Origin of the sequence: Butyrivibrio hungatei (assembly GCF_900101605.1) — a bacterium.
Classification (GTDB): Bacteria; Bacillota; Clostridia; order Lachnospirales; family Lachnospiraceae; genus Butyrivibrio; species Butyrivibrio hungatei_B.
Genome location: NZ_FMUR01000012.1, coordinates 16,727 through 42,593 on the forward strand (window position 1 = coordinate 16,727; position 25,867 = coordinate 42,593).

Here is a 25,867-nt window from a genome sequence, read left to right on the forward strand (position 1 = left end):
CAGCTACAGAACTCCTGTAGCTGCTTTTTATATGTAGAAAGTTGAATAGTTTATGCAAATCTGTTACAATGTACAACGGACTTTTGCTAAATAAAAGGGGTCAGTATACCCTTTTTTAGGGAGAAATAAAGAGATGAGTATTATTAACAAAATAATAGGAACACATAGTGAGAGGGAGCTTAAGAGAATCCGTAGCACGGTTGACTCTATAGAGGCTATGAGGCCTATAATGCAGTCTTTGTCAGACGAGGAACTTAGAGGAAAGACTGAAGAATTCAAAAAGAGACTTGCCGATGGCGCAACACTTGATGATATCATGCCTGAGGCATATGCGGTAGTTCGTGAAGCCGGTAAGCGAGTGCTTGGAATGGAGCACTTCAGAGTACAGCTCATTGGTGGTGTTATCTTGCATCAGGGTCGTATTGCAGAGATGAGAACAGGTGAAGGTAAGACACTTGTTGCCACACTTCCTTCTTATCTGGATGCACTTGAAGGAAAGGGTGTAAACGTTGTTACAGTAAATGATTACCTTGCAAAGCGTGATGCTGAATGGATGGGTAAGATACATGAATTCCTCGGACTTACGGTAGGTGTTGTACTTAACAGCATGAATTCTGAGGAGAGAAGAGCTGCTTATGCTTGTGATATTACATATGTTACAAACAATGAGCTCGGTTTTGATTATCTTCGTGACAACATGGCTATTTATAAAGAGCAGTGCGTTCTTCGCGGACTTAATTACGCGATCATCGATGAGATCGACTCAATTCTTATCGACGAAGCAAGAACCCCTCTTATTATTTCAGGTCAGTCTGATAAGTCTACAAAGCTTTACGAAGCATGCGACATTCTTGCAAAGCAGATGACAAGAGGTGAAGACATGGAAGAACTCTCCAAGATGGATGCCATCATGGGCATTGAGAGAGAAGAAACCGGTGACTTCATCGTAAATGAGAAGGATAAGATCGTTAATCTTACCGAGCAGGGTGTTGCCAAAGTTGAGAAATTCTTCCACATTGAAAACCTTGCAGATCCCGAGAATCTTGAGATCCAGCACAACATTATCCTTGCTCTCAGAGCAAATAACTTAATGCAGAGAGATCACGACTATATCGTTCAGAATGACGAAGTTCTTATCGTTGATGAATTCACAGGTCGTGTTATGCCGGGACGTCGTTATTCAGACGGACTTCACCAGGCAATAGAGGCAAAAGAGCATGTTAAAGTTAAGAGAGAGTCCAAGACTCTTGCAACAATCACATTCCAGAATTTCTTTAATAAGTTTGAAAAGAAATGTGGTATGACAGGTACTGCTCTTACAGAAGAAAGAGAATTCCGTGATATTTACGGAATGGACGTTATAGAGATCCCTACAAATGAGCCTGTTATCCGTAAGGACCTTCAGGATGCAATGTACAAGACCAAGAAAGAAAAGCTTAAGGCTATCTGTGATGCTGTAGAAGAGGCTCACAAGAAAGGACAGCCTGTTCTTGTTGGTACGATCACAATCGAGGCATCTGAGGAACTCAGCAAGCTCCTTAAAAAGAGAGGAATCCAGCATCAGGTACTTAATGCGAAGTTCCATGAGATGGAAGCTGAAATCGTCGCTGAGGCAGGTAAGCACGGCGCTGTAACAATCGCTACAAACATGGCCGGCCGTGGTACCGATATTAAGCTTGATGAAGAAGCAAAGGCAGCAGGCGGACTTAAGATAATCGGAACAGAGAGGCATGAGAGCAGACGTATCGATAATCAGCTCCGCGGACGTTCAGGACGTCAGGGAGATCCCGGTGAGTCTAAGTTCTATCTTTCACTTGAAGATAACCTCATGAGACTCTTTGGTTCAGAGAGACTTATTGCTATGTTTAATGCGCTCAAAATTCCCGATGGTCAGGAAATCGAGCATTCATCACTTTCTAAGGCTATTGAGACCGCACAGAAGAAGATCGAGTCCAACAACTACGGAATCAGAAAGAATCTTCTTGAGTACGATCAGGTAAACAATGAGCAGAGAGAGATTATTTATGCTGAGCGTAAGAAAGTTCTTAACGGAGAATCAATGAGAGATGCCATCTACAAGATGATTACAGATATTGTTGAATCGTCTGTTGAGACTGTTGTAGGTGAAGAGACTGATTCGGATAACTGGGATTTCAACGAGCTCAATGAGATCCTGCTTCCTACAATTCCTCTTAAGAAGATTAACAGAGGACGCATCGACAATCTTACAAAGTCAGGACTTATCCAGCAGCTTAAGGAAGAGGCTGTTAAGCTCTATGAGGCCAAGGAAGCTGAATTCCCCGAGCCTGAGACAATAAGAGAGATTGAGCGAGTTATTCTTTTGAAAGTGATCGACAGAAAGTGGATGGATCACATTGACGATATGGATCAGCTTCGTCAGGGAATCGGCCTTCAGGCATACGGACAGAGAGATCCTAAGCTTGAGTATAAGCTTGCCGGTTACGAGATGTTCGATGATATGACAAAGGGAATCAAGGAAGATGCAGTGAGACTTCTTTTCCATGTTCATATCGAAGAGAAGGTAGAGCGTGAGCAGGTTGCCAAAGTTACAGGCACAAATAAGGATGATACAGCTCAGAAAGCTCCCGTTAAGAGAGTTGAAGCCAAAGTTTATCCCAATGATCCCTGCCCTTGCGGAAGCGGCAAGAAATACAAGAATTGTTGCGGCAGGGTATAAGTGATACGTTTTGGCAAAAGAAATACCGAATAATCTAACGTATCGCGAATAGGACATAGGAGAACATAATGGTAATACTTGATCAGATGAAAGTTGAAATTCAGAATCTCAGAGGCACACTTGAAGAAGTGACGGCTTCTCTTGATCTGGATAATAAGAAAAAGATAATAGAAGAGCTCAGCCGTGAAATGGAGGAGCCCGGATTTTGGGATAACGCAGAGAAGGCAAATAAGAAGACCAAAGATCTTAAGAACATGCAGGATCTTGTTGCGGGAATTGATAAGCTCAACAAGCAGTACGGCGATATAATCGACCTTATCGATATGCAGAACGCAGAGGGCGTCGATGATGATGATATGGCTGCAGAGATAAGAGCAGAGCTTGATGAGTTTGAGAATACTCTTGAGAATATCAGGATCAGCAACCTTCTTAACCAGCCTTATGACAAATATGACGTAATCCTTAGACTTAACGCCGGCGCAGGCGGTACAGAGGCTTGCGACTGGGCAAGCATGCTCTATCGTATGTATACAAGATGGGCTGAAAGAAAGGGCTTCACAACAGAAGTACTTGACCTTCTTGATGGAGACGAAGCAGGTATCAAATCTGTTACATTCCAGATTTCGGGAACAAATGCTTACGGACTTCTTAAGTCTGAGCACGGCGTTCACAGACTTGTACGTATCAGCCCTTTCAATGCGCAGGCTAAGAGACAGACTTCTTTTGTATCATGTGACGTAATGCCTGATATCGAAGAAGACGTTGATATCGAGATCAATCCCGATGACCTCAGAATTGATACATATCGTTCAAGTGGTGCCGGCGGACAGCATATCAATAAGACATCATCCGCTGTTCGTATCACACATATTCCTACAGGTGTTGTAGTTGCCTGTCAGAATGAGCGTTCACAGTTCCAGAACAAGGACAAGGCTATGCAGATGCTCAAAGCAAAACTCTTTATCATGAAACAGGAGGAAAATCAGGCTAAGCTTGACGGAATCCGTGGAGAGGTAAAAGATAATGCTTGGGGAAGCCAGATACGTTCTTACGTGCTTCAGCCTTATACAATGGTAAACGACACACGTACAGGCTTTAAGGCATCAAATGCAGACGGTGTGCTTGACGGAGAACTCGATCCTTTCATCAATGCGTACCTTAAGTGGCTCGCAACAGGTGGAAAGCCGGTTGGAGACACATCTGAGGAGTAAGAATTTACACATCTATAGAATACAAAATCATAGTATATAAGAGTTTCAGGGACGCTTTCGCTCCCCTCGCTTCGTAGCGGTACTAATGCCACAAAAGACGTGGCATAAGTACCGACGAGCTCAGAGGCCCATTCAACTCTTATATACTATGATTTTTTACGTTGTAGAAGAGGGAAATATTACATCCTCTATGACGCTTAAGGAGTGTATCCGTTAGATAATACTGTGGGAATCTGAATTTACTGCAGACTTTTTGGGAATATTATAGGAAGAAATATAGAAAACCATATTAGCTAAGGATTTAGTGGTAAAGTGATGCAAGAATATATTTTTAAGTGTTGTGAAATGAATAAATGATCTGGTATGTAGTTAAGTACAGTGTGAGAATATGCAGTAACCAAACAGGCAGATGTATATAATCTTTTGCGAATTTGTGCTACGGAAATGAGACCAAGTAATCGTGAGTGCCATTGCACGAATCGATTACTGTTTTGGGCTCATTGGAGTGTTTAGCACAACCTGAGCAAAAGATTATATACATCTGCCTGTTTGGTTACGTCACATCTTCACTACACCACAACCACACTGTTGCGGCCTGAATCTTTGGCTTTGGTAAGTGCGTGATTTACGTTCTGGATTGTTTTGGAGAAGTCGCCGGTGTATTTGGAGACGCCGACTGATATTGTAAACGGAACGGGTGAATCTTCCGCTTTTTCTACGTCTTGTCTGAACTGCTCCATGCGGGCGCAGGCATTGTTTATATCACACTTTTTAAAAATCACGATGAACTCTTCGCCGCCGAAGCGTATAACGTAGTCGTCCGAATGAGTTTCTTTTGAAAGTTTCTGTCCTATGTAAAGGAGAGTCAGATCACCTGTGTAGTGACCGTGTTCGTCGTTTATCTTTTTAAAATTGTCTATGTCGAGCATTGCGATCGCAATGGGTTCTTCCATGTTCATAAGAGCATTTTTGGTAACTATTTTTTCCAAAAGATGTCTGTTGTAAACCTGAGTCAGAGGGTCTGTGATCATTGCAAGTTCAAGTTTTTGGCTTAGCCTGTAATGGTCAAGATATAAGAATGTCAGGATAACGTGAGAGAAGATGACTGCAAGACCACATGGGATTATAAGTATCATAATGATTGGAAAATTCTCATAGCGTATGATGAAATGCGATATCAGAATCTCGAGGAAGAAAATGATATATGAAACGGTTATTTCCCTAATCCTTGCAACAAAGCCGGCAATAAGAAAGATGAGATTCATTATCAGGAAAAATTCACTTGCAAGAGTCTTATGCCCCAGAAAGTGTGCTGCGCATATTGTGGTGACAATTATGGAATGAACAAGGAAATAGTCCGCTGTTACTATGGCAGCCCTGCTGTGTGAGAAATGAAGGACTATAAGAAACAACAAAAGAATACCCAATACCGTGAGTCTTGGTATGAGCGTGGGGATAATACTGCCGTTAAGCATATAATCCGGAACTATGTAAAAGACTGAAAGAATAGTTCCGACTACCAGGCATACCCATACATATTCCTGGTAGTAGTCGCACTTTGACTGATAGAAGTCCGCTAAATCGTCTTTGGTCATAGTGCGATAGTCTTTGTATCGATTGATTGACGTTTTGACGTTTGCGAATATTCTCATTTTCATATCTCCTAATTCAATTTTACTAGGAAATTGTTCAGAGATAAAGAAAAAAATTAAATTTTTATAAAAATTGATGATATTTTAAAGGTACATTAGAAAATCGGCTGTACATCTGCGATTTCGTTGTCTTCAACTTTGAAAGACCAGACAGAATGATCTTTAAGGCGGTGTTCTGTAAGAAAATATGTATCACCTACTGAAGAAATATAGTATGGAGTGCCTCCTCCGATAAAATATTTTGAGTAGATATCTTCATATTCACCTGCGGCAAGATCGTTAAGAGACTTGGTGCGCACGATAGTCGCAACATCCTGATTGCCGGTCTTGTCTGTTGAAACAGAGATGTAGTAGAAGTCCTGTATTTTGGTTATCTGAACCATTCCTGCAAGCTCGTCGGGAACGGCGTAAATCTGCTTAACCTCAAATGTTGCAAGATCGCATTGAAGAATGGTTGCCTCGGCTCCTTCTTCTGAGACGCCCGATACAAGGTAGATATCGCCGTCTATTACAGAAAATGAGCGGATGTAGATACCGTCAAGGGAATCAATCTTTCTTTTATCCGTCAGATAAACTCTGCCTGTGGATGAGTCGGTCCTAAAGCAAAAGAGCTCACCCGTCATTGAACTCCACACATAAAATGTATCCGTAGCTTCGTCGTAAACTGTGTAGTGCGGGCGTATTCCTATGTCGTAGAAGCTCTGGGTGTGAATGAATTTACCGTCTACTTTTTCAAAGATAAGAATTCTGTTATTGTCAGTATCGTCGATCATGTAGACTTTTCCGTCACTTGCAATCGTATGAGGCCTTGTGGCATCGGATGTCATTATATTCCACTCGTTGAGAGGTGTTTCGAGCGAATCCGAATAGATCACCCTGTTGTGGTAACAATCAACAATAAACCATGTGTCATCGATGTTCGTTAAGTATGTCGGAACGCTTAGTTTTGAATCGTAATTTTTTCCGGGAGTATATTCGGATGCAGCGGCGATTGGATCTTCGCCGTCACATGTAAGAGAGGATTCTTCGATGAAACTTTCGCTGTTATAGGGAGTAGGCGCGGGCACAGGATTTTCCAATGCTTTTTGCGCGCTTACTTCTGTGGATTCTGTTGGTTTTGAACAGCCAAAAGACGTCGGCATAACTGCAAATACCAGAATAAATATATAGATTATTTTTTTGCAAAAACTTTTTTGTATCATCGATCCTTCCACCAAATCCGCTGTGCCGGAACGGTGACGGTCGGATAAATTATCTGCGAAATAATTGATCTAAAGTCAACATACCTGCATGCAGCCATTAACTTAAATTGTACATTAATACACTTTTGCGGGCAATAAAATATAGAAAGACATATGTTTTTAAGGTAAAATTATTAAGTGGAGCAAGAGGTATCTTTTTAAAAGGGGATAAAAAGCGGAGGAGAATATGATAACAGTCAGTCTTTGCATGATAGTTAAGAATGAAGAAGAGAATCTTGGGAAATGCCTTAAGAGCCTTCAGGGAATTGTTGACGAGATGATTGTTGTGGATACAGGCTCCGAGGATAGGACCGTTGATATTGCCAAAGAGTTCGGCGCAAAGGTTTATGATTTTAAGTGGACGGGAGATTTCAGCGAGGCCAGAAATTATTCTTTTTCACTTGCAACTTGCGATTACATTTATTCTGCGGATGCAGATGAGGAGCTCGATGAGGACAACAGGCAGAGGTTCATCAGGCTAAAGAAAGATATTGAAGAACTTGATATAGATATTGTTCAGATGTATTATTGCAATCAGTTGTCATTTCGGACGGTCTACAATTATGACAGGGAACTTCGTCCGAAGCTCTTTAAGAGAGTGCGGAATTTCAGGTGGGAGGATCCAATCCACGAGCAGGTGGTCATCGATCCCGTTATCTGTAACAGCGAGGTTGAGATAATACATCGGCCAAAAGAAAACCATGCGGAGCGCGACCTTTCTTCGTTCAGGAAGGCTGTTGCCGGCGGAAGACGCATCTCCAAAAGGCTTCACGGAATGTACGCCAGAGAGCTTTTTATGGCGGGAAAAGATGAAGATTTTATTTTGGCAAAAGATTTTTTTGCGGAAGCTGTAAAAGACAGTACGAGAAGCGTTGATGAAATAAAGGAGGCGAGCTGCGTACTTGCGCATGTGGCCGTTCTTCAAAAAGACGCCGAAGCGCTTCTTAAGTATTCGCTTAAGGATGCCGCAACCGAGATGTGCAGTGAGATGTGCTGCGAACTCGGAGAGTATTATTACGGAAAAGAGGACTATGACGAAGCTATAGTCTGGTTCTACAACGCGGCGTATGAGTGCGCGAGCATAATTGATATCAAGACCGGCAAGGAAATTCCGAGACTTGCGCTTGCAAAGTGCTACAAGGCGCTTGGCAACGAAGAACAGGCAGCGGATTATGAAAAGGAAGCTGCCGAGATAGAGAAAGGTGAATGATGTTAGATTTTTACAAAGGGAAAAGAGTGCTTATAACGGGCCATACGGGATTTAAGGGAAGTTGGCTTTCCAAGATCATGATAATGGCGGGAGCCGATGTTTACGGATATTCTCTTGCGCCTTTAGAGGGAAAAGAGAACCTGTATGATATCTCAGGTATTGCAAATGAGATGGATTCACATATCGGCGATATCAGAAATTATGAGGAGCTTAAGGAATATTTTGAAAAGGCAAAGCCTGAGATCGTTTTTCATCTTGCGGCGCAGCCTATTGTAAGGGATTCATACAAGGATCCTCGTTATACCTATGAGACAAACGTCATGGGAACTGTAAATGTGTGCGAATGTGTGAGAAATTGCCCGAGTGTTAAGTCTTTTTTGAATGTGACAACGGATAAAGTATACGAGAACAATGAGTGGGTATGGGGCTACCGCGAGGATGAGAAGCTGGACGGATTCGATCCCTATTCAAACAGTAAGTCGTGTTCCGAACTCGTGACACATTCTTATATAAATTCTTTTTTTAATGAGCTTGGAATTGCCGTTTCTACAGCGAGAGCAGGAAATGTCATAGGAGGCGGCGATTTTGCCAATGACAGACTTATTCCTGATTGCGTGAGAGCTGCGCAGAAGGGCGATGATATAGTTCTTAGAAATCCCGATTCGACAAGACCGTTCCAGCATGTGCTTGAGGCGCTCTCTGCATATATATTGCTGGCGCAGAAGCAGTATGAGGATAAGGCTTATGCGGGATATTACAATGTCGGACCAAATGACGATGACGCGGTGACTGCGGGAAGACTTGCGGAGGCTTTTGTCAACTCATGGAACAGGCTTGCGGCCGAAAATGCAGGAAATGAGAATTTTAAGGGGCATGAAATAAAGATCGTGATAAGGCCGGATGGCGGTCCTCACGAGGCGAATTTCTTAAAACTTGACTGTTCCAAGATAAAGAGTAGACTTAAGTGGTCGCCGAAATGGAATATTGACGACGCGGTGGCAAAGACCGCAGAGTGGACTTGTGCATATTTTAAGGGCGAAGCCGTAAAATGCATGATGGATCAGATAAACGAGTATTATAAACAGGTATAGGAGAAAAGAGTAAGAGATGAGTAATAGCGAACAGCAGGCCAGGGAGCAGATTTTAAACCTGGTTGCGGATTATTATAACCGTTTTTTGAAAAAAGATAATGACAGCTTTACCAAGGGAGACAGAATCCCTTATTCGGGAAGGGTTTTTGATGAGAAGGAAGTTATAAATCTTGTGGATTCTTCACTTGATTTCTGGCTTACAGCGGGAAGATATACGGATGAATTCGAAAAGAGATTTGCGGAGCTTTTAAATGTCAGATTTGCAAGCCTTGTAAACAGCGGATCTTCTGCGAATCTTATTGCTTTTATGGCGCTTACAGCGCCGGAACTCGGTGACAGACAGATAAAGAGAGGCGACGAAGTTATCACTGTTGCCTGCGGATTCCCAACAACAGTAGCACCGATCATGCAGTATGGAGCAGTGCCTGTATTTGTGGACGTTACCGTACCTCAGTACAATATTGACGTTACAATGCTTGAAGAGGCACTTAGTTCAAGAACGAAGGCTGTTATGATCGCGCATACGCTCGGAAATCCTTTTGATCTTAAGGCTGTAAGAGAGTTCTGTGACAAGCACGGACTCTGGCTTGTTGAGGATAACTGTGATGCGCTCGGTTCAGAGTATACTATTGACGGAAAGACAGCATTTACGGGAACATGGGGCGATATAGGAACATCAAGTTTCTATCCTCCGCACCACATTACAATGGGAGAAGGCGGATGTGTATATACAGACAATGCCCTTCTTCACAAGCTTGTAAGAAGTTACAGAGACTGGGGACGCGATTGCATCTGTCCTCCCGGAAAAGACAATTTCTGCGGCCACAGATTTGACGGCAAGTTTGGTAAGCTTCCCGTTGGATACGATCACAAATATGTTTACAGCCATCTGGGATATAATCTCAAGGCTACCGATATGCAGGCGGCAGTCGGATGTGCGCAGCTTGATAAGCTGATCGGATTTGCGGATGCAAGAAGAAAGAACTGGAAGCTGCTTCATGAGAAGCTTGAGTGTCTCAGCGATGTTCTTATTCTTCCCGAACCTGCCGAAAACAGCAATCCTTCATGGTTTGGATTTATCATGGGCGTGAAAGAGGGAGCTAAGGACGGAAACGGCAACGAACTTACAAGAAATGCCATTACCAAGGCTCTTGAGGATAACAACATTCAGACAAGACTTCTCTTTAGCGGAAATGTTACAAAACATCCTTGCTTTGATGAGTTTGTATGCAAGAAGAATGTTGAAGATGCCGGTGATTACAGAGTTATCGGAGATCTGTCCGTGACTGATTATGTTATGAACAATGCGTTCTGGATCGGAGTATATCCCGGACTTAACGACGACAAGATCGAGTTCATGGCAAACGTTATCAAGAAAGCATGCGGGAGAGCGGTTTAATCAAATATGAAAAATAATGGTAAGATTGCCATAGTGACAGGTGCCTTTGGATTTGCGGGAGCTAATCTGACAGAGCACCTGTTAGATTATGGGTATAAAGTTTATGCGATAGGAAGAAAAGGCTCGGCTCACAACGAAAGATTTGAGGAGAGTGAGTCTTTGAGAAAAGTGCTCATCGATATGGAAGATTATGACAAGATATGCGGCTATATCGACGAGGGTGATATAAGAAGTGCAGAGGCGATTGCTCTTTTCCATCTGTCATGGGGAGGCCAAAGGGATGATTTTGATGCTCAGAGGCGAAATATAGACGGTTCTCTGTGCTTGCTGGATTCTGCGCGCGATATTAAAGAAAAATGCCTTAAAAGCAAAAATATGGACGTTTCGATAAGGGTGGTAGGTATAGGTTCGCAGGCTGAGTACGGAGTTAAGAGCGGACTTATAACGGAAGAGCTTTCGCTTGAGCCTTTTTCGGCGTACGGAAGTTGCAAGGCGGCAGCTTATTATCTGATGGAGTCAAAAGCAAGGATACTTGGGATTGATTTTATATGGGGCAGAATATTCAGCCTTATCGGCAAATATGAGCCGGAAGGAAGGATGCTTCCCGATGTTGTCAGGAAACTTGCGGCAGGCGAAAAAGTCAGCTTAAGTTCCTGCGAGCAGTTCTGGGATTATCTTGATGCCGGAGATGCGGCGGATGCGATAATAGCTCTTTTTGAAAAAGGAGTGACCGGAGAGGTTTATAATATCGCAAACGGTGACTATGACAGGTTAAAGAACTTTGTGGTAAGAGCAGCAAAGTGTGTCGGCGCCGATGAAAGCCTTATCAGCTACGGGAACAGGGCGAATCCTTTTGTATCACTTGAAGTTTCGGGTGAAAAGATAAAAAAAGACACCGGCTGGGAGCCAAAAGTCAGCTTTGAGGAATCAATAAAATATTATCAATAAACAAATTTCTTTTAAACGGCATCGCGCTTGACATTATTTTTTTCAAAAGATACCATAAATGTAAGTATAAGGTAATCCGCGGTGTGCGATTATGTCAGGGGTGGGGAATAAAATGTATGAGAAGCTGACGGAGCTTATAGCGACAGGAGACTATAGGGAAGCGTTATACGAATTTCAGGAAGAATATTTACATATCAGTGAAAAAGAGCCGAAGGATGCAGCTAAGTTGTGTCTTTTGGAGGCTTCTTTGTGGGAGGCGCTCGCTGACTCAACAGCTGAATATGATGCGATAGCTCGAGGAATTGCCTACGATGGAGGTAACTACGAGCTTTTTTATATGCTTGGATTGTACTATGCAGACATCAATGTCAATCAGGCATACCTCGCTTTTGAGGCGGCTTTGGCGTATTGCGCGGATGAAAATGACAGAGAAGTCATAAAAAATGCGATGGACGAACTTAAAGAAAATCGCGCACTCAGAGTCAGAAAACTGAGCATTATGATCTTGTCGCACAATGACCTCGATCTTTTGAAAAGATGCATTGACTCGGTTGAAAAATATGTGCCTGAGGGTGCATATGAGATCGTGGTTGTGGATAATTCTTCGACTGAAGAGGGTGTAAGAGAATATCTTAAAGAAAAAGCCAAGAGTGTAAATTACAGGTTCAAGCTCATATTAAACGACGAGAACTCGGGATTTCCCAAAGGCTGCAATATAGGAAGCGTGTGCTGTGACAGGAACAATGATATTTTTTATCTGAACAATGATGCAATCCTTACGCAGAATGCAGTACTTTTCTTGAGAATGGGGCTTTATGACAATAGAAACGTCGGTGCTGTCGGTGCGCTTTCAAACAGTGCGTCACTTCAGGAAGTAACGCCTGAGGAGCTGTCAACGTATGCGGGAGAGGAGCTCGGAGAGCTCTGGCACAGGAAGCTTGGAGTTGACAGAAGTGTCAATATATTCAAAGACTACGCTTATGAGCATACATATCCGATGAAAAGGCCATATATCAAGAGGTTTCGACTTACGGGATTTGCGATGATGCTGTCAAGGGAGGCTGTAAGGTGCGTTGCGCAGGATTATAAAGTTTTTGATGAACTTTTTTCTCCGGGATACTTTGAAGATGACGATCTGGGAATCAGACTTGCCAGAGCGGGATTTGAGCAATATGTCTGCAAAAATGCTTTTATTTATCACAACGGCGGAACGGGATTTGCGGAAAATGAAAATGCCATGACGGAGAGCAGAAATAAATTTGTGGATAAGTGGGGATTTGATATTTGGGGTTATTGCCTTCCGTGGTTTGAAGTCGCAAATGCCGTCAAAGACTTATATGAAAAGAGAAAAGAAGGGCTCAGGATTCTCGATTTTACCTGTGGCTTCGGAGCAAATGCATCTTACATAAAAAGCAGTTGCCCCGATACGTTTATTGCAGGAGTTTGTACAAATTCATTTGAAGCGGGTATTTCCGAACTTATCGCGGACGATGTGGCATTCGGAGACATAAATACCATGAGACTTCCGTGGGCGGACAGGTCTTTTGACATAGTAATAGCAGAGAGAAAACATGTCAGTATCGGGCAGATCATGCGGTATCTTAAGGCGGACGGTCTTTTCCTCAGCGAGAAGATAAATAACGAAAATGACGAGCTTATGGACATCATAAAATCCAACGCTGATGCGGGATTTGATTCGGAGCGTCTTGATAAACTGCTTAATGAGTGATTTTTTTGAGATAAAAAACTTATGAGGTGAGTACATATGAATTGCCCTAATTGTAAAAGAGTGTTGCCGGATAATATCAGCCTTAGAATAAATTTTTGCCCGCTGTGTGGTAAAAAGCTTTTTGAGGACGGAAAGGACTATCTGATCCAGATTGCATGCGCCGGACACAGAAGCTCTGACGGAAATGTAATGATGGTATTTCTCGACGAGAGGCAGCTATATGAGGTAAAACCCGGAGAGACTATATGTTTTGCGGTCAAGGCGGGATTCCATGCGCTTAAGTTCAGGCAAAAGATAAGGAGTAAGAATATCACACTCCTGGTAAATTCGGGATATGCGATTAAAGCGGCATACAATACGGTGTCGGGGCTTATCGAGACAAATGTCATAAAATTTGATGACGATGATGAAGAGGCATCGGAGAAAAGAGTCAGAGAGGCAGATCTTACGGCACCTGTCATGGTATCTGAGACGGGAGCGCGCGGATTTGACTCGGTTCTTGGAGTTGACGACCCCGAATATGAGGTGAAAGCTACGGAAGGCTTTAAAGAGGGAGTGCTCAGCATTTTTTCGGAACGCCTTGAATTCAAGGGAAATAATGATATGGGCAAGGAAATCGTTGATTTCAAAAATATCGTTTCGGTAAAAAAGAAAATGGGTACGATTGATATTTTGTGTGACGGAAATATTCACAAAATATACAGTATTCCGAAAGATATATACAACGAGGTTATGTCTTTTTTAAACAATAGAATTGAAGATGTACGTGGGGTATAGGGTTCACGCTATTTGATACAACAGAAAAGCATAAAAAAATTTACGACAAATAGTACTTGCGTACTATTTGTTTTTTCGTATAATAATATATAGAAATCCTAGGCAATATCGGAAGATTTTGGAGGGGGTGAACGGGAAAAAGTCTCATATTTTAACAATAAAATGTGATGAATGTGTGAACACTTTCGCAAAAAAATGTTTCCTCCTACAATTTCGTTAAATTGCCGAAAAAGTATCGTTATTCTTAAGAAAATTTTAGCAGGTAATTTTCTTAAAAAGGAATGACGAAATAACGTCTATGTGATAGACTAGGGGATGCAAAAGAAAAGAGACGCAAAAGAGAAAAGATTTAGGAGGTTATGCAACATGACAAAAGCTGAAATTTTGAAGAAGGAAATTCTTCTGCAGTATAAGAGCGTAAGACAGTTTGCTATAGATATGTCTATACCATACAGCACATTGGTTACAGCACTTGATAGAGGAATTGAGGGAATGGCATACGGAACAGTTATCAAAATGTGCGATCGTTTGAATCTTAACCCTGTTGATTTTTCAACACTTGAGCAGGGCGCAGATCTTGGAAAGAAGATTGTAGAGAACCGTGTTATGCAGCAGTATGTTAAGCTTAATAAAGCAGGACGTAAGAAAATCCTTGACATGATGGGAGATTTTTCACAGCTTGACAAGTATCAGGCTGACTGATTCGAAATTTAACAAATGATTAATTGGCGGAACAAAGAGGATGAGTTCTTCTTTGTTCCGTTTGTTTTTTGCTTTTTGCACAAGAACAGGTATAATAGGGGAATATCAGAGAAAGGAAAGCATGGTTTTAGCTTATATCATGCAATTGGGGATATGAGATACGATTATTTGATTGTCGGAGCGGGACTTTTCGGTGCTGTATTTGCACATGAGATGGCTGCCAATGGAAAAGATGTGCTTGTAATTGATAAGAGAGAGCATATCGGAGGAAATATATATACCGAGAATAAGCTTGGAATCAATGTGCACAAGTACGGAGCACATATATTTCATACCTCGGACAAAGAAGTCTGGGAATATGTTAACAGATTTGCGGAGTTTAATAATTATATCAACAGCCCTGTTGCCGTATATGGAAATGAACTCTATAATCTTCCGTTTAACATGAATACCTTCAGCAAGATGTGGGGCATAAAGACTCCCGAAGAAGCAAAGGCTATTATCGACAAGCAGGCGCAGGAAGAAATCGAGAGAATAAACAAAGAGAAGGGCACTGATACTTTTTCTGCGGACAATCTCGAAGAGCAGGCGCTTAGTCTTGCGGGAAGAGATATTTATGAAAAGCTTGTAAAGGGATATACCGAGAAGCAGTGGGGAAGGGATTGCAAGGAACTTCCTGCATTTATAATAAGACGTCTCCCGATGAGATTTATATATGACAACAATTATTTCAATGACAGATATCAGGGTATTCCGATCGGCGGATATACGGAACTTGTTTCCAAACTCCTTCTTCTCAGTGCAGATTCGGAGAAGCTTTCGGGAACAATAGCGGTAAAGACATCGGTTGATTACTATGACTTTGTAAATATGAGCGGCAACGTTCCCGCGGAACCGTATACTTCGGTGACGGGTGACAGTTTTGAAAAGATTCTTTTCACCGGAATGATAGATGAATTCTTTGGATATAAGCTCGGAACTCTTGAGTACAGATCGCTTAGGTTCGAGACAGAGGAACTTCCCGAAGTCGATAACTATCAGGGAAATGCAGTTGTGAACTACACTGAGCGCGAGATTCCTTTTACCAGAATAATCGAACATAAGCATTTTGAGTACGGAACGGGAAAAGGAACTGTTATAACAAGAGAATATCCCGCTGAGTGGAAACACGGCGATGAGCCCTATTATCCGATGAATGATGATAAGAATAACGAGCTCTTTAAGAAATATACAGAGCTTTCAAAAGAATATCCAAACATTCTCTTTGGAGGAAGACTTGGACAGTACAAGTATTACAATATGGATCAGGTCATAAGAGAAGCGCTGGATTTAAGTAAGAATAACGCATAAATAAATAGAAACAGCCCGCAATCGGTGCATTTGATCTTAAGATGATGTACCATGCGGGCTGTTTCTCTATGTAAAACCGGGCTTCAACAATAATTGTTGAACATCATACCCGAATATTCACTTGTGATGTATGGCGATGCCACATTTTCCTTGTTGTCGGGGTTTTTGTAATTAACGACAGGTCTGTCAACGTACTTCATCGGATTAACCGAGATTTCTTTTGCCATCGAAAGAAGTGATTCCGAGAACTTCTTGATTGGTTCAAGTGCGTCGGTGTTATTGCTTGTTGTAACAGCTTCCTTGAGCACGTCCGTATCTATCGAAATTATACCGTCGCCTTCGAGTTTGATTCCGAGTGCATCGGTATCTTTTATGTGCTGTCTTGCAATTGAGATTGCTTCAGATCTGAGTTTATCACCTTTGTATTTGGAATCGTGTTCCTGCGCAACGTCCTGTACAAAACTGTTGTAGTTGTCGATTAGGGCGGTTATATGGTTTACAAGCGCCTCGTTGTCTTTTTTTACACCGACATGTATCGAATCGCCGGGCTCTGTGACACCGTTTAAGTGAATGTCGAACTTGGAGCCGACTGTGAAGTGGTTTGAAATGGCTGTTTTCTCATCACCGTTTAGTGCAAAGTGCGCATTTGAAGCGGGAGCGGAGACCATATCAAGACCAAGTGCGGCAACTGCACCGCTTTTAAGCTCTCCGTCAGTCTCATAAATCTCGAACTGACTGAGTTCTCCGGGATGAAGACCTGTGTGCTTCGATGAGATCTGGAGTGCGGAGCGGCTGTTGGTTCCTTCTATTATTTCTGCCGAAAGACCTATATCAGCCTTGTTTATAAGTTTTTCGAGTTTCTGGAGAACATCTATATTCTTGTCGGTACCGTAAATACTGAACTGAAATTCAAATTCCTGCTCGCCGACCTTTACATCAAATGAATAATTGTCGGGAGGAAGTACGCTCGATGAATCCGTTGAAAGCATAAGTCCCGTATTAACCTGCTGAGAAGCGAGCTGAGATACTTCAATATCAAAACCTGCAGTTCCGACATCTTCGTTCGGAGTCTTGCCGATATAAGAAGCAACAACCGTATCAGGGTCTGTCGAGAAAGCAGAAGTGTGATTCAGGGAAGATTTATCTTCCTGATCGCTGAGGTTAAAGATACTGTTTTGAAGCTGTCTTGCGCGCTCTTTTATATCTATTGCGTCAATACGCACATCGTCATCATTTGAAAGTAAATAAAGAGGGGAGTTTTTGTTTATTTTTGCAATCGACTTATACACATCCCTAAGCTCATCCTTTCGATGTGCGTCGGCCTGTGTAACATCTTTGGACACGTGGTCCTGTATGAAATGGTTATAAACACCATTTAGAGATATTCCTGCCATGCGATGCCCCTCCTTTCTTCCTTGATATACGTGCGGTATAATGATTCTGTCATTCCATTGACATCAGACGCACGAGGGCATACTTAGCCACCTTTAGTTACTTACATTTTATATATTATTGTGCAAATGTCAATCGTTTTTTAGTGAAAAAATAGTGAAAAGCGATGATTTAATGGAATATTAATACTATAATAATTTTGTTTTTCTTTTTATCTGAAAATACTAATTTGGGAATAGGAAACATAGTATGTGGACTGTCAATCTTATCGGATTCATTCTGTGCGCGGCCGCAGTAATTCTAATGGCTGCAAATTTTTCATACAGATATAAGGAGAATATGGCAAGTACGCTTCCTGTAGCATATGCGGCTCTGGGGCTTACCATGTATGTTCTTGCCATCATTGGCACGCTGCGCGGCGTGTTTGTTGAGGCTTCTCTGTATATAGTGCTGAGCGTTATTTCTTTTTTTATGGATAAAAAGAAAAATGCTGAGAGCAAAAGGCTTGAGGCACTTGGGAAAAGTATCTTATCTCCCGAAGTTATCGGGCTTATCGTGACTTCTGTGATAATGGGCTTTCTTACGTCGGGACTTGCTTTTTCGTGGTGGGATGACATTAATTTCTGGTCACAGGATGCCAAGCAGATTTTTTATCTGAACGGATTTGCGGGAAAGTATGGCAATGTATCGCCTGAGTTTGGTGATTATCCGCCCGCGGGCTCATTGTATAAGTGCATGTTTCTTTTTACGGGACTTGGTAAGTACAGAGAAAACCTGCAGTTTCTCGGATATTTCGTGACCAATACAATATTCATGATGCCTCTTTTTGGAGTTGTGAAGAAAGCGGCGGATAAGTTCTCCGGGGCAAAAAAGAATGTGCTTACGGTGTTCTGCTTTGCGGCGATGGTTCTTTTTCCCGGAATCTTCAACGGAATAATCTACTACGGAACCCCGGCGGACGTGACGATGGCAATTGTGTACGGGGCGCTTCTTCTGACACTTTGGAGCGGCAGACGCGGCAAAGAGAACACGGGAAACGAAGATTTTTACTATATAAAGATTTTTTTGTACGCATCGGTACTTCTTTTGACCAAATCGGTCGGAGCCGAATGGGCGGCATTTGCGTTTATTTTCGGAATTGTTTTTGGGCAAAAGAATATGCGAAAGTATATAGTTTCCGCTGCTTCAAGTTTTATGGTCTACGGTTCATGGCTGTGCTTTTGCTTTATCAACAGGAGGGTTGCGAAGCTGACGGGAGCGGGAATACGCTTTGCAACTTCGGGCGACTATGTGGTCCCTGCAAATACTATGGATAAAGCGGGCTTTTTCATGAAGGGATTTTGGCTTCTTCCCATGCACGGGGACAGCAATCCGACAATAGATGTTTCTGCGGGTGCAATGCTGATCGTAATGATCTTGTTTATTGTATATCTGTGTCATATTAATGTGACGGGCAAAAAAGATACCGCAAAGCTTGCGATATTTGTCGTAGCTACGGCACTTGTGGCTTATGGGATAATTTTCCTTGCGCATATTTCGATTTTCCAGACGGAAGATCAGTACCTTGATGCTTATGCGATGTCACTTTCAATCGCACGGTACGGTTGCCCGTTTATGCTTGGCGGGGTGTATCTTTTGGCCGGGGTATTGTATAATGAGTCGGGTGTATTAAAAAATACAAAGGCGCTTGCGGCGGCTTTTCTTGTATTTGTCTTTTTGACTGCGGATTATAAAGGTTTTCTTTTTTATATAAACGGATACAGAGATGTTGCGGAGAAAAACAGGGCTTACATAGAGGATATGATCGGTGAAAACGGGAAAAAGCTTGTGGATACCGTATCATCTGTGGATGAGCTACCGGGGAAAAGAGTTCTTGTCATGCGTGACGGGCATTTATCCTACTGGGTTCACAATGCATACATCAACAAGGCGGCGTCACCCGTTGCACTTGTTTATGACGTATTTATGACCGAATCCGATGATCCGTCGTCAATCGTAAGTAAATTGCTTGCAAGCCACGCTTCATATCTGTACATTGAAGATAATGATGAAATCTCGAAAGATCTTTTTTTACCCCTTTTAAAAGAAGGGAGTAAGTTCGAAAGTTGCAGAATATACAAAATAGAAAATAGTGGGAGGGGAGTAACTCTTGAGTAAAGGTGCTGTTCCTATAGTCATTCCGGCGTATGAACCGGGGGAAGAACTTATCAGATTGGTAAAAGAGCTTGTTGAAACAACACCGGAACCGGTCATCGTGGTTGATGACGGCTCGGATCCGGCAAAGTACGGACACACTTTTGAAGAGGTCAGGAAGCTTGGCGCCGTGACCTTGAGAAATGCTGTAAATATGGGAAAAGGCAGGGCACTTAAAGAGGCTTTTAATCACTGTATCAATGAATATGAGGATCTTGTGGGGGTTGTTACCGCGGATTCGGACGGACAACACTCGGTAAAAGATATCTGCAAGTGCGGCGAAGTTCTTGCGGCTAACATTAAGTCGCTCATTCTCGGTGTCAGAGATTTTGGAAAGCCCGGAATCCCTGCAAGAAGCGTGTTTGGAAACAAGACAACAAGTCGTGTTATGAATCTTCTTCTGGGACTTAAGATAAGTGATACACAGACAGGGCTTCGCGGAATCGGTGCGGACTTTATGAAATATCTTTTGACCGAAAAAGGGGAGCGTTTTGAGTTTGAGACGAATATGCTCATCGCCACGAAGGAAAAGGACATCAAAATAATAGAAGTTCCGGTTGATACCATATATCTTGAGGAAAATAAGTCGAGCCACTTTAATCCTTTATTGGATTCACTCAGGATTTATGCGGTCTTCTTTAAATTTTTGCTTTCGTCTGTTTCATCGAGTCTTCTTGATATGGTGCTTTTCGGATTCTTTTGTGCCATATTTGCAAACGCACCTGTAAAGATGGGATATATCATGCTTTCTACCATATTGGCGAGAGTTATATCCGCAACATATAATTTCTTTATTAATTATGAAATTGTTTTTTCGGGTGGAAAAGAAAGATCGAAAGCGGCGGTTTCTTATTTTGCGCTGGCGGTGGCTATCATGCTGCTAAGTGGATTTTTTGTAACGGCCGGACACGGCATTTTGCCGATGGTCCCGGAAGTGTGCATAAAAATAGCTGTTGACGGAATACTTTTCCTTCTCAGTTTTTATGTGCAGAGGGAGTTTATCTATAGATAAAAAAATTCGTTGACGAAGGTATGTCTGTATGATATATTGAGTAGGCGACAAAAGATTTATGTCTTTTTTTTATGCTTAAAAATAAGTTGTTTAAGTATTGATGTTACAACGACTATTACGCCCGGAGGTGAGATAATGCGTACAAGAATTACATTGGCTTGCACAGAGTGCAAAAATCGTAACTATGACACAACAAAGGATAAGAAGACACATCCTGATCGTGTTGAGATGAAGAAATATTGCCCTTTCTGCAAAGCTCATACTTTACATAAAGAGACAAAGTAATTTTCAGCCTTGTATAGGAGGTAGACTGCGGGTATGGAAGAGACCAAGGTAGTAGAGAACAAGTCCAAAACTTCAAAAAATAAATCCGGTAAGTCATTCTTTGGCAAGATCAGAGACTTTTTTGAAGGCGTAAAGGCGGAAATTGGCAAGATTATCTGGCTTACAAAAGATGATGTTGTTAAGCAGACAACCGCAGTTGTGGTTGCTTCTATTGTTTGCTGTATCTTGATAGCTGTATTGGACTATGCGTTTGAAGAAGGCATTAACCTTTTAATGTCTGTTTCTAAATAATAAGGAGATAATATGTCAGAAGAGATGGAAAAGTCTTTTGAATCTGATGAGGTATTATCAGATTCAACCGCTTCCGCAGATAATGAGGCAGCGGCTGAAACACAGAGTACTGATACAAACGAAAACGCTCATTGGTATGTAGTGCACACATATTCCGGATACGAGAAGAAGGTTAAGGATAATCTTGAGAGTGCCATTATCAACAGACATCTTGAGAATCAGATCTTTGAAGTAAGGATTCCTCTTCAGGATGTGGTTGAGGTTAAGAATGGTGTTCGCAAGAACGTTCAGAGAAAGATGTTCCCCGGCTATGTCCTCGTGAACATGGATATGAACGATGAGACCTGGTATGTAGTGCGTAATACACGTGGTGTTACCGGTTTTGTGGGTCCCGGAAGTAAGCCGGTTCCTCTTACAGATGCTGAGATCAAGCCTCTCGGAATTAAGACAGATACAGTTTCTGTTGATTTCGGTGTTGGTGATGAGATCGCAGTTGTAGCCGGAGTTTGGAAGGATACGGCGGGTGTTGTTCAGAGAATGGATTTTGGTAAGCAGACAGCTACCATTAACGTAGATCTCTTTGGACGTGAGACACCTGTAGAGATCAGCTTTGCTGAAGTAAGAAGAATTGACAGCTGATCTGTGTAGCAGATCAATAGTTTATTTTTGATATTTGAGCGCGTGAGCGTTTGGATATATAGCCCTTTTAGGGCGTGTCACTGGAGTGGGAGCATCGTTTCCAGGAGATGATGCGCCGACCACATATTTTCAGGAGGTGCCAAAATGGCAAAGAAAGTCGAAGGATACATTAAGTTACAGATCCAGGCTGGTAAAGCAACACCAGCACCACCGGTTGGACCCGCACTTGGTCAGCACGGTGTAAACATCGGTGAATTTACAAAGCAGTTCAACGCACGTACAGCAGACAAGGGTGACGTTATCATCCCTGTAGTTATCACTGTATATGCAGACAGAAGTTTCACATTCATCACAAAGACTCCACCTGCAGCAGTTCTTCTTAAGAAAGCTGCTAAGATCCAGAAGGGTTCAGGAGTTCCTAACAAGACTAAGGTTGCAACAATTTCTAAGGAAGAAGTTAGAAAGATTGCAGAGACAAAGATGCCTGACCTTAATGCTGTTGATATCGATGCTGCTATGAGCATGATCGCCGGAACAGCACGTAGTATGGGAATCGTAGTAGAAGACTGATGGAGGATGAGAGATGAAACACGGAAAGAAATACTTAGAAGCTGCTAAGCTTATTGATAAGACACAGCAGTATGAAGCCGCTGATGCAATAGCTCTTGTTAAGAAATCAGCAACTGCTAAATTTGATGAAACTGTAGAAGTTCATATCAAGACAGGTTGTGACAGCCGTCACGCTGATCAGCAGATCAGAGGCGCTGTTGTTCTTCCTAACGGAACAGGTAAGACTGTTAAGGTTCTTGTATTTGCTAAGGGAACAAAGCTTGACGAGGCTCAGGCTGCCGGAGCAGATTTCGTTGGTGGTGAGGAGCTTATTCCTAAGATCCAGAACGAAGGATGGCTTGATTTCGACGTTGTAGTTGCTACACCTGACATGATGGGTGTTGTAGGACGTCTCGGTAAGGTTCTCGGACCTAAGGGTCTCATGCCTAACCCTAAGGCAGGCACAGTTACTATGGATGTAACTAAGGCTGTCAATGATATCAAAGCCGGTAAGATCGAGTACAGACTTGACAAGGCTAACATCATTCATGTTCCTGTTGGAAAGGCTTCTTTCTCAGAGGAACAGCTTGAGCAGAACTTCAACGCACTTATGGATGCAATCGCAAAGGCTAAGCCTTCATCTGTAAAGGGTCAGTACCTCAAGAGCATCACTCTTGCAACAACAATGGGCCCCGGCGTAAAAGTTGTAGCAAACAAATATTGATAAATACACTAAAGAACGAATCGAAAGATTCGTTCTTTTTTTGAGCAGAGCACTTGCCAAGCGGAAGTTCCTTTGAACTATATATTGTGGTATACTCTTTTTTATGAGACAACATTTTGCTAAAAACACAAAAACTTTAAGAAATGCATCGTTCGCGTTTGCGGCAACATTCCTGATTGTGGTATTTAGTGGGATTATTGTAATCGGAATAGTTGCTTTATTGAGCGGAACACCGAATGATAGCGAAAGTATCCTTTCGGTATGGGATGTTATACCGGAAGCCGGTCAGGTCAAAAATACTGCAATTTCCGAAAAAGATAATGCAGGAAATGTTGCAGAAATACCTGAAGGTGATGAAGGATATTCGTATTTCATCAAAACAAAAGACAAAGATACCGTGACGATCGGTTTTGCAGGAGATATTCTCTTTGATGAAAATTACGCAGTTGGAGAGGCATTCAAGAAACACGGTGATTCCGTGCGCGGAGTTTTCGGAAAAAGACTTCTGTCTGAGATGAAGAATGTTGATGTAATGCTCGTTAATAATGAGTTTCCTTACTCTACAGGCGGAGAACCGACTCCGGATAAGACATATACGTTCAGAGCAAGACCGGAGACAACAAAGGTTCTTAAAGAGATGGGCGTTGATATGGTATCGCTTGCCAATAATCATGCGTATGACTATGGGGAGCAGGCGCTTGTTGATTCGTTTGATGCTCTGAAAAATGCAGGTGTCATATACGGAGGAGCGGGAAGAAACATTGAGGAAGCATCGCACCCTATATACTACTTTACCGAAAACGGAATGAAGATCGCGATTATCTGCGCAACACAGATTGAGAGACTTTCAAATCCGGATACTAAGGAAGCGACCGAAACATCACCCGGAGTTTTCAGGTGCCTTGATGATTCTCTTTTGCTTGACAGGATCAGAGAAGCCAGGGCGAAAAATGCATATGTTGTCGTATTCATTCATTGGGGCACGGAGAGTACCACAGAGATTGATTATCTCCAGAGAGATCAGGCGGTAGAAATTGCAGATGCGGGAGCAAATCTTATAATCGGATCTCATCCGCATGTGCTTCAGCCGATAGATTATGTCAAAGGTGTTCCTGTTGTATATAGTCTCGGAAATTATATTTTTACTTCAAAGACGCAGGATACATGTATGGTGAAAGCAACATTTAGTAATGACGGAAACGTCAATCTTCAGTTTATTCCCGGAATTCAGCAGGGATGCACTGTATTTGCCGCAAGCGGAGAGGAGAAGATACGTATTATGGATTCGATGCGCAGTATGTCTCCCGGAATAAACATGGATGAAAAAGGTAATATTAGTTCTAAATAGATGTTGACAATGCGCCTATTGCGTGTTAGTATATATGAGGTTTTGTGTGAAAACGCAGAACTAAAGCCGAAGACAGCAGGTGTTCTTTTACAGAACATAATGATTATTATTCGCCTGCCGAGGAAAAGTTAAAGTTTCAGACTTTTCAACTCTCGATGTCTTCGAGAGTTTTTTTTCGGGATTTTATTCTAATAAGGAGGTAAAAAAATGGCAAAGGTTGAACTTAAAAAGCCTGTAGTTGAAGAGATTTCAGAGAAGATCAAAGACGCTCAGGCAGTTGTTCTTGTAGATCACCGCGGACTTACTGTTGCGCAGGACACAGAGCTTCGTAAGAAACTTCGTGAAGAAGGCGTAACTTACAAGGTTTATAAGAACACAATGATGAACTTCGCGTTCAAGGGAACAGATTTTGAACAGCTTGGAGATCTCCTCAACGGACCTAGTGCAATGGCTGTATCTACAACAGATCCTGCAGCTCCTGCACGTGTTCTTTATGATTTCGCTAAGCAGGCTAAGGCCCTTGAGATTAAGGGTGGTGTTATAGAAGGTAAATTCTATGACGCGGCAGCAATGACTGAGATCGCTGAGATCCCTTCAAAGGATGTTCTTCTTTCAAAGTTGCTTGGCTCTATGCAGTCACCTATCACAAACTTCGCTCGCGTTATCAAGCAGATCGCAGAGAAGGGTGGCGAGGAAGCTCCTGCAACAGAGGAAGCTGCTCCGGCTGAAACAGCTGAAGCACCCGCAGCAGAAGAAGCTGCAACTGAAGCACCTGCAGCAGAGTAATCTGTGCAAGGCTTCGTAAAAAACGAAACATATAATATTTATGAATAAAACTATACGGAGGTATAAAAATGGCAAAGTTGTCTACAGCAGAAATTATTGATGCTATCAAAGAGTTAACAGTTCTTGAATTAAATGATCTTGTAAAGGCTTGCGAGGAAGAGTTTGGTGTATCTGCAGCAGCTGGAGTAGTAGTTGCAGCAGCAGGCGCTGGCGCAGCAGGTGCTGAAGAGAAGACTGAGTTCAACGTTGAGCTTACAGAGGTTGGTGCTAACAAGGTTAAGGTTATCAAAGTTGTTCGTGAGATCACAGGTCTTGGACTTAAGGAAGCAAAGGATCTCGTAGAGGGCGCTCCTAAGGTAATCAAGGAGAACGCTTCAAAGGCTGAGGCTGATGAGATCAAGGCTAAGGTTGAGGCTGAAGGCGCTAAGGTTACTCTTAAGTAATTTGATTTTTATGCAAATTCAAAGGCGGATTGCTATAAGCAGTCCGTCTTTTACTTTCTTTAAATCAGCTCTTTCAGGGTTCTGTTCCTGAAGCTGATAATCTTTAGGCTTCATAAAATCTAAATTTTCTAAAATTTCTGAAAGTAAATATTAAATTTTGCTTGACATGAAGTTTCTATAGAAGTACAATGGATGAT

23 protein-coding genes and 1 other annotated feature are annotated in these 25,867 nt (G+C 42.2%); of the genes, 20 read left to right on the forward strand and 3 right to left on the reverse strand.

Translation table 11 applies throughout. The features are described 5' to 3' along the window. The first annotated feature begins 133 nt into the window (after positions 1-133). Both secA and prfB read left to right on the forward strand, forming a co-directional pair. Positions 134-2,698: a preprotein translocase subunit SecA gene (secA, locus tag BLP87_RS10300; protein WP_026655681.1), complete on the forward strand. Its 2,565-nt coding sequence runs from the start codon at positions 134-136 to the stop codon at positions 2,696-2,698. Between the two features lie 68 nt (positions 2,699-2,766). Then, entirely contained in the window at positions 2,767-3,909 is a 1,143-nt protein-coding gene (prfB, locus tag BLP87_RS10305) for a peptide chain release factor 2 (RefSeq protein WP_026655680.1), read from the forward strand. Positions 3,910-4,478: 569 nt separating this feature from the next. Here prfB and BLP87_RS10310 read toward each other — a convergent pair. Beyond that, complete coding sequence (locus BLP87_RS10310) at positions 4,479-5,561, reverse strand: GGDEF domain-containing protein (protein ID WP_027209483.1); 1,083 nt, start codon at positions 5,559-5,561, stop codon at positions 4,479-4,481. A gap of 95 nt (positions 5,562-5,656) precedes the next feature. Further along, positions 5,657-6,763 carry an NHL repeat-containing protein gene (locus BLP87_RS10315; RefSeq protein WP_074462644.1) on the reverse strand — a complete coding sequence of 369 codons (1,107 nt, stop codon included), beginning with the start codon at positions 6,761-6,763 and terminating at the stop codon, positions 5,657-5,659. A gap of 226 nt (positions 6,764-6,989) precedes the next feature. Between BLP87_RS10315 and BLP87_RS10320 the strand changes: the two genes are divergently transcribed. The 8 genes from BLP87_RS10320 to glf all read left to right on the forward strand — a co-directional run bounded on the left by BLP87_RS10320 (position 6,990) and on the right by glf (position 16,008). Continuing rightward, entirely contained in the window at positions 6,990-8,012 is a 1,023-nt protein-coding gene (locus tag BLP87_RS10320) for a tetratricopeptide repeat-containing glycosyltransferase family 2 protein (RefSeq protein ID WP_034462050.1), read from the forward strand. Then, a complete protein-coding gene (gene rfbG, locus BLP87_RS10325; protein WP_074462699.1) occupies positions 8,012-9,103 on the forward strand; it encodes a CDP-glucose 4,6-dehydratase in 1,092 nt (363 codons plus the stop codon). The genes BLP87_RS10320 and rfbG overlap by 1 nt, the downstream gene beginning before the upstream one ends. Before the next feature lie 16 nt (positions 9,104-9,119). Further along, positions 9,120-10,502, forward strand: a complete 1,383-nt coding sequence (gene rfbH / locus BLP87_RS10330) for a lipopolysaccharide biosynthesis protein RfbH (protein WP_074462645.1) — start codon at positions 9,120-9,122, stop codon at positions 10,500-10,502. Positions 10,503-10,508: 6 nt separating this feature from the next. Next, positions 10,509-11,450, forward strand: a complete 942-nt coding sequence (locus tag BLP87_RS10335; protein WP_074462646.1) for an NAD-dependent epimerase/dehydratase family protein — start codon at positions 10,509-10,511, stop codon at positions 11,448-11,450. Between the two features lie 112 nt (positions 11,451-11,562). After that, the gene (locus tag BLP87_RS10340; protein ID WP_074462647.1) at positions 11,563-13,179 is read left to right on the forward strand and encodes a glycosyltransferase; all 1,617 of its coding nucleotides are present in this window, start codon (positions 11,563-11,565) and stop codon (positions 13,177-13,179) included. A gap of 36 nt (positions 13,180-13,215) precedes the next feature. After that, positions 13,216-13,956 carry a hypothetical protein gene (locus tag BLP87_RS10345; RefSeq protein WP_074462648.1) on the forward strand — a complete coding sequence of 247 codons (741 nt, stop codon included), beginning with the start codon at positions 13,216-13,218 and terminating at the stop codon, positions 13,954-13,956. 366 nt (positions 13,957-14,322) lie between these two features. Then, positions 14,323-14,658 (forward strand): hypothetical protein, encoded by a 336-nt coding sequence (locus BLP87_RS10350; RefSeq protein WP_026515661.1) that lies wholly within the window; start codon positions 14,323-14,325, stop codon positions 14,656-14,658. A 153-nt stretch (positions 14,659-14,811) separates the two neighbouring features. After that, entirely contained in the window at positions 14,812-16,008 is a 1,197-nt protein-coding gene (glf, locus tag BLP87_RS10355; RefSeq protein WP_074462700.1) for a UDP-galactopyranose mutase, read from the forward strand. A gap of 83 nt (positions 16,009-16,091) precedes the next feature. Here the strand turns inward: glf and fliD are convergent, their stop codons facing one another. Next, positions 16,092-17,402: a flagellar filament capping protein FliD gene (gene fliD / locus BLP87_RS10360; protein ID WP_074462649.1), complete on the reverse strand. Its 1,311-nt coding sequence runs from the start codon at positions 17,400-17,402 to the stop codon at positions 16,092-16,094. A 247-nt stretch (positions 17,403-17,649) separates the two neighbouring features. Between fliD and BLP87_RS10365 the strand changes: the two genes are divergently transcribed. From BLP87_RS10365 to rplL, 10 genes are all read left to right on the forward strand, one after another. After that, positions 17,650-19,557 (forward strand): hypothetical protein, encoded by a 1,908-nt coding sequence (locus tag BLP87_RS10365; RefSeq protein WP_074462650.1) that lies wholly within the window; start codon positions 17,650-17,652, stop codon positions 19,555-19,557. Further along, positions 19,550-20,605: a glycosyltransferase gene (locus tag BLP87_RS10370; RefSeq protein WP_074462651.1), complete on the forward strand. Its 1,056-nt coding sequence runs from the start codon at positions 19,550-19,552 to the stop codon at positions 20,603-20,605. The genes BLP87_RS10365 and BLP87_RS10370 overlap by 8 nt, the downstream gene beginning before the upstream one ends. A gap of 135 nt (positions 20,606-20,740) precedes the next feature. Continuing rightward, positions 20,741-20,890: a 50S ribosomal protein L33 gene (gene rpmG, locus BLP87_RS10375; protein ID WP_026515656.1), complete on the forward strand. Its 150-nt coding sequence runs from the start codon at positions 20,741-20,743 to the stop codon at positions 20,888-20,890. Between the two features lie 33 nt (positions 20,891-20,923). Next, positions 20,924-21,181 (forward strand): preprotein translocase subunit SecE, encoded by a 258-nt coding sequence (gene secE, locus BLP87_RS10380; RefSeq protein ID WP_074462652.1) that lies wholly within the window; start codon positions 20,924-20,926, stop codon positions 21,179-21,181. Between the two features lie 12 nt (positions 21,182-21,193). Beyond that, positions 21,194-21,820 (forward strand): transcription termination/antitermination protein NusG, encoded by a 627-nt coding sequence (gene nusG, locus BLP87_RS10385; RefSeq protein ID WP_081670765.1) that lies wholly within the window; start codon positions 21,194-21,196, stop codon positions 21,818-21,820. 144 nt (positions 21,821-21,964) lie between these two features. Continuing rightward, the gene (gene rplK / locus BLP87_RS10390; protein WP_074462653.1) at positions 21,965-22,390 is read left to right on the forward strand and encodes a 50S ribosomal protein L11; all 426 of its coding nucleotides are present in this window, start codon (positions 21,965-21,967) and stop codon (positions 22,388-22,390) included. Positions 22,391-22,403: 13 nt separating this feature from the next. Then, on the forward strand, positions 22,404-23,093 hold the full coding sequence (gene rplA / locus BLP87_RS10395; RefSeq protein WP_026515652.1) for a 50S ribosomal protein L1: 690 nt from the start codon (positions 22,404-22,406) through the stop codon (positions 23,091-23,093). Positions 23,094-23,196: 103 nt separating this feature from the next. After that, positions 23,197-24,441: a CapA family protein gene (locus BLP87_RS10400; RefSeq protein WP_074462654.1), complete on the forward strand. Its 1,245-nt coding sequence runs from the start codon at positions 23,197-23,199 to the stop codon at positions 24,439-24,441. A gap of 48 nt (positions 24,442-24,489) precedes the next feature. Further along, positions 24,490-24,624, forward strand: a sequence feature (ribosomal protein L10 leader region). Between the two features lie 24 nt (positions 24,625-24,648). Beyond that, positions 24,649-25,227 (forward strand): 50S ribosomal protein L10, encoded by a 579-nt coding sequence (rplJ, locus tag BLP87_RS10405; protein ID WP_074462655.1) that lies wholly within the window; start codon positions 24,649-24,651, stop codon positions 25,225-25,227. 68 nt (positions 25,228-25,295) lie between these two features. Then, positions 25,296-25,670 (forward strand): 50S ribosomal protein L7/L12, encoded by a 375-nt coding sequence (gene rplL, locus BLP87_RS10410; protein WP_026655666.1) that lies wholly within the window; start codon positions 25,296-25,298, stop codon positions 25,668-25,670. Positions 25,671-25,867: the final 197 nt, after the last annotated feature.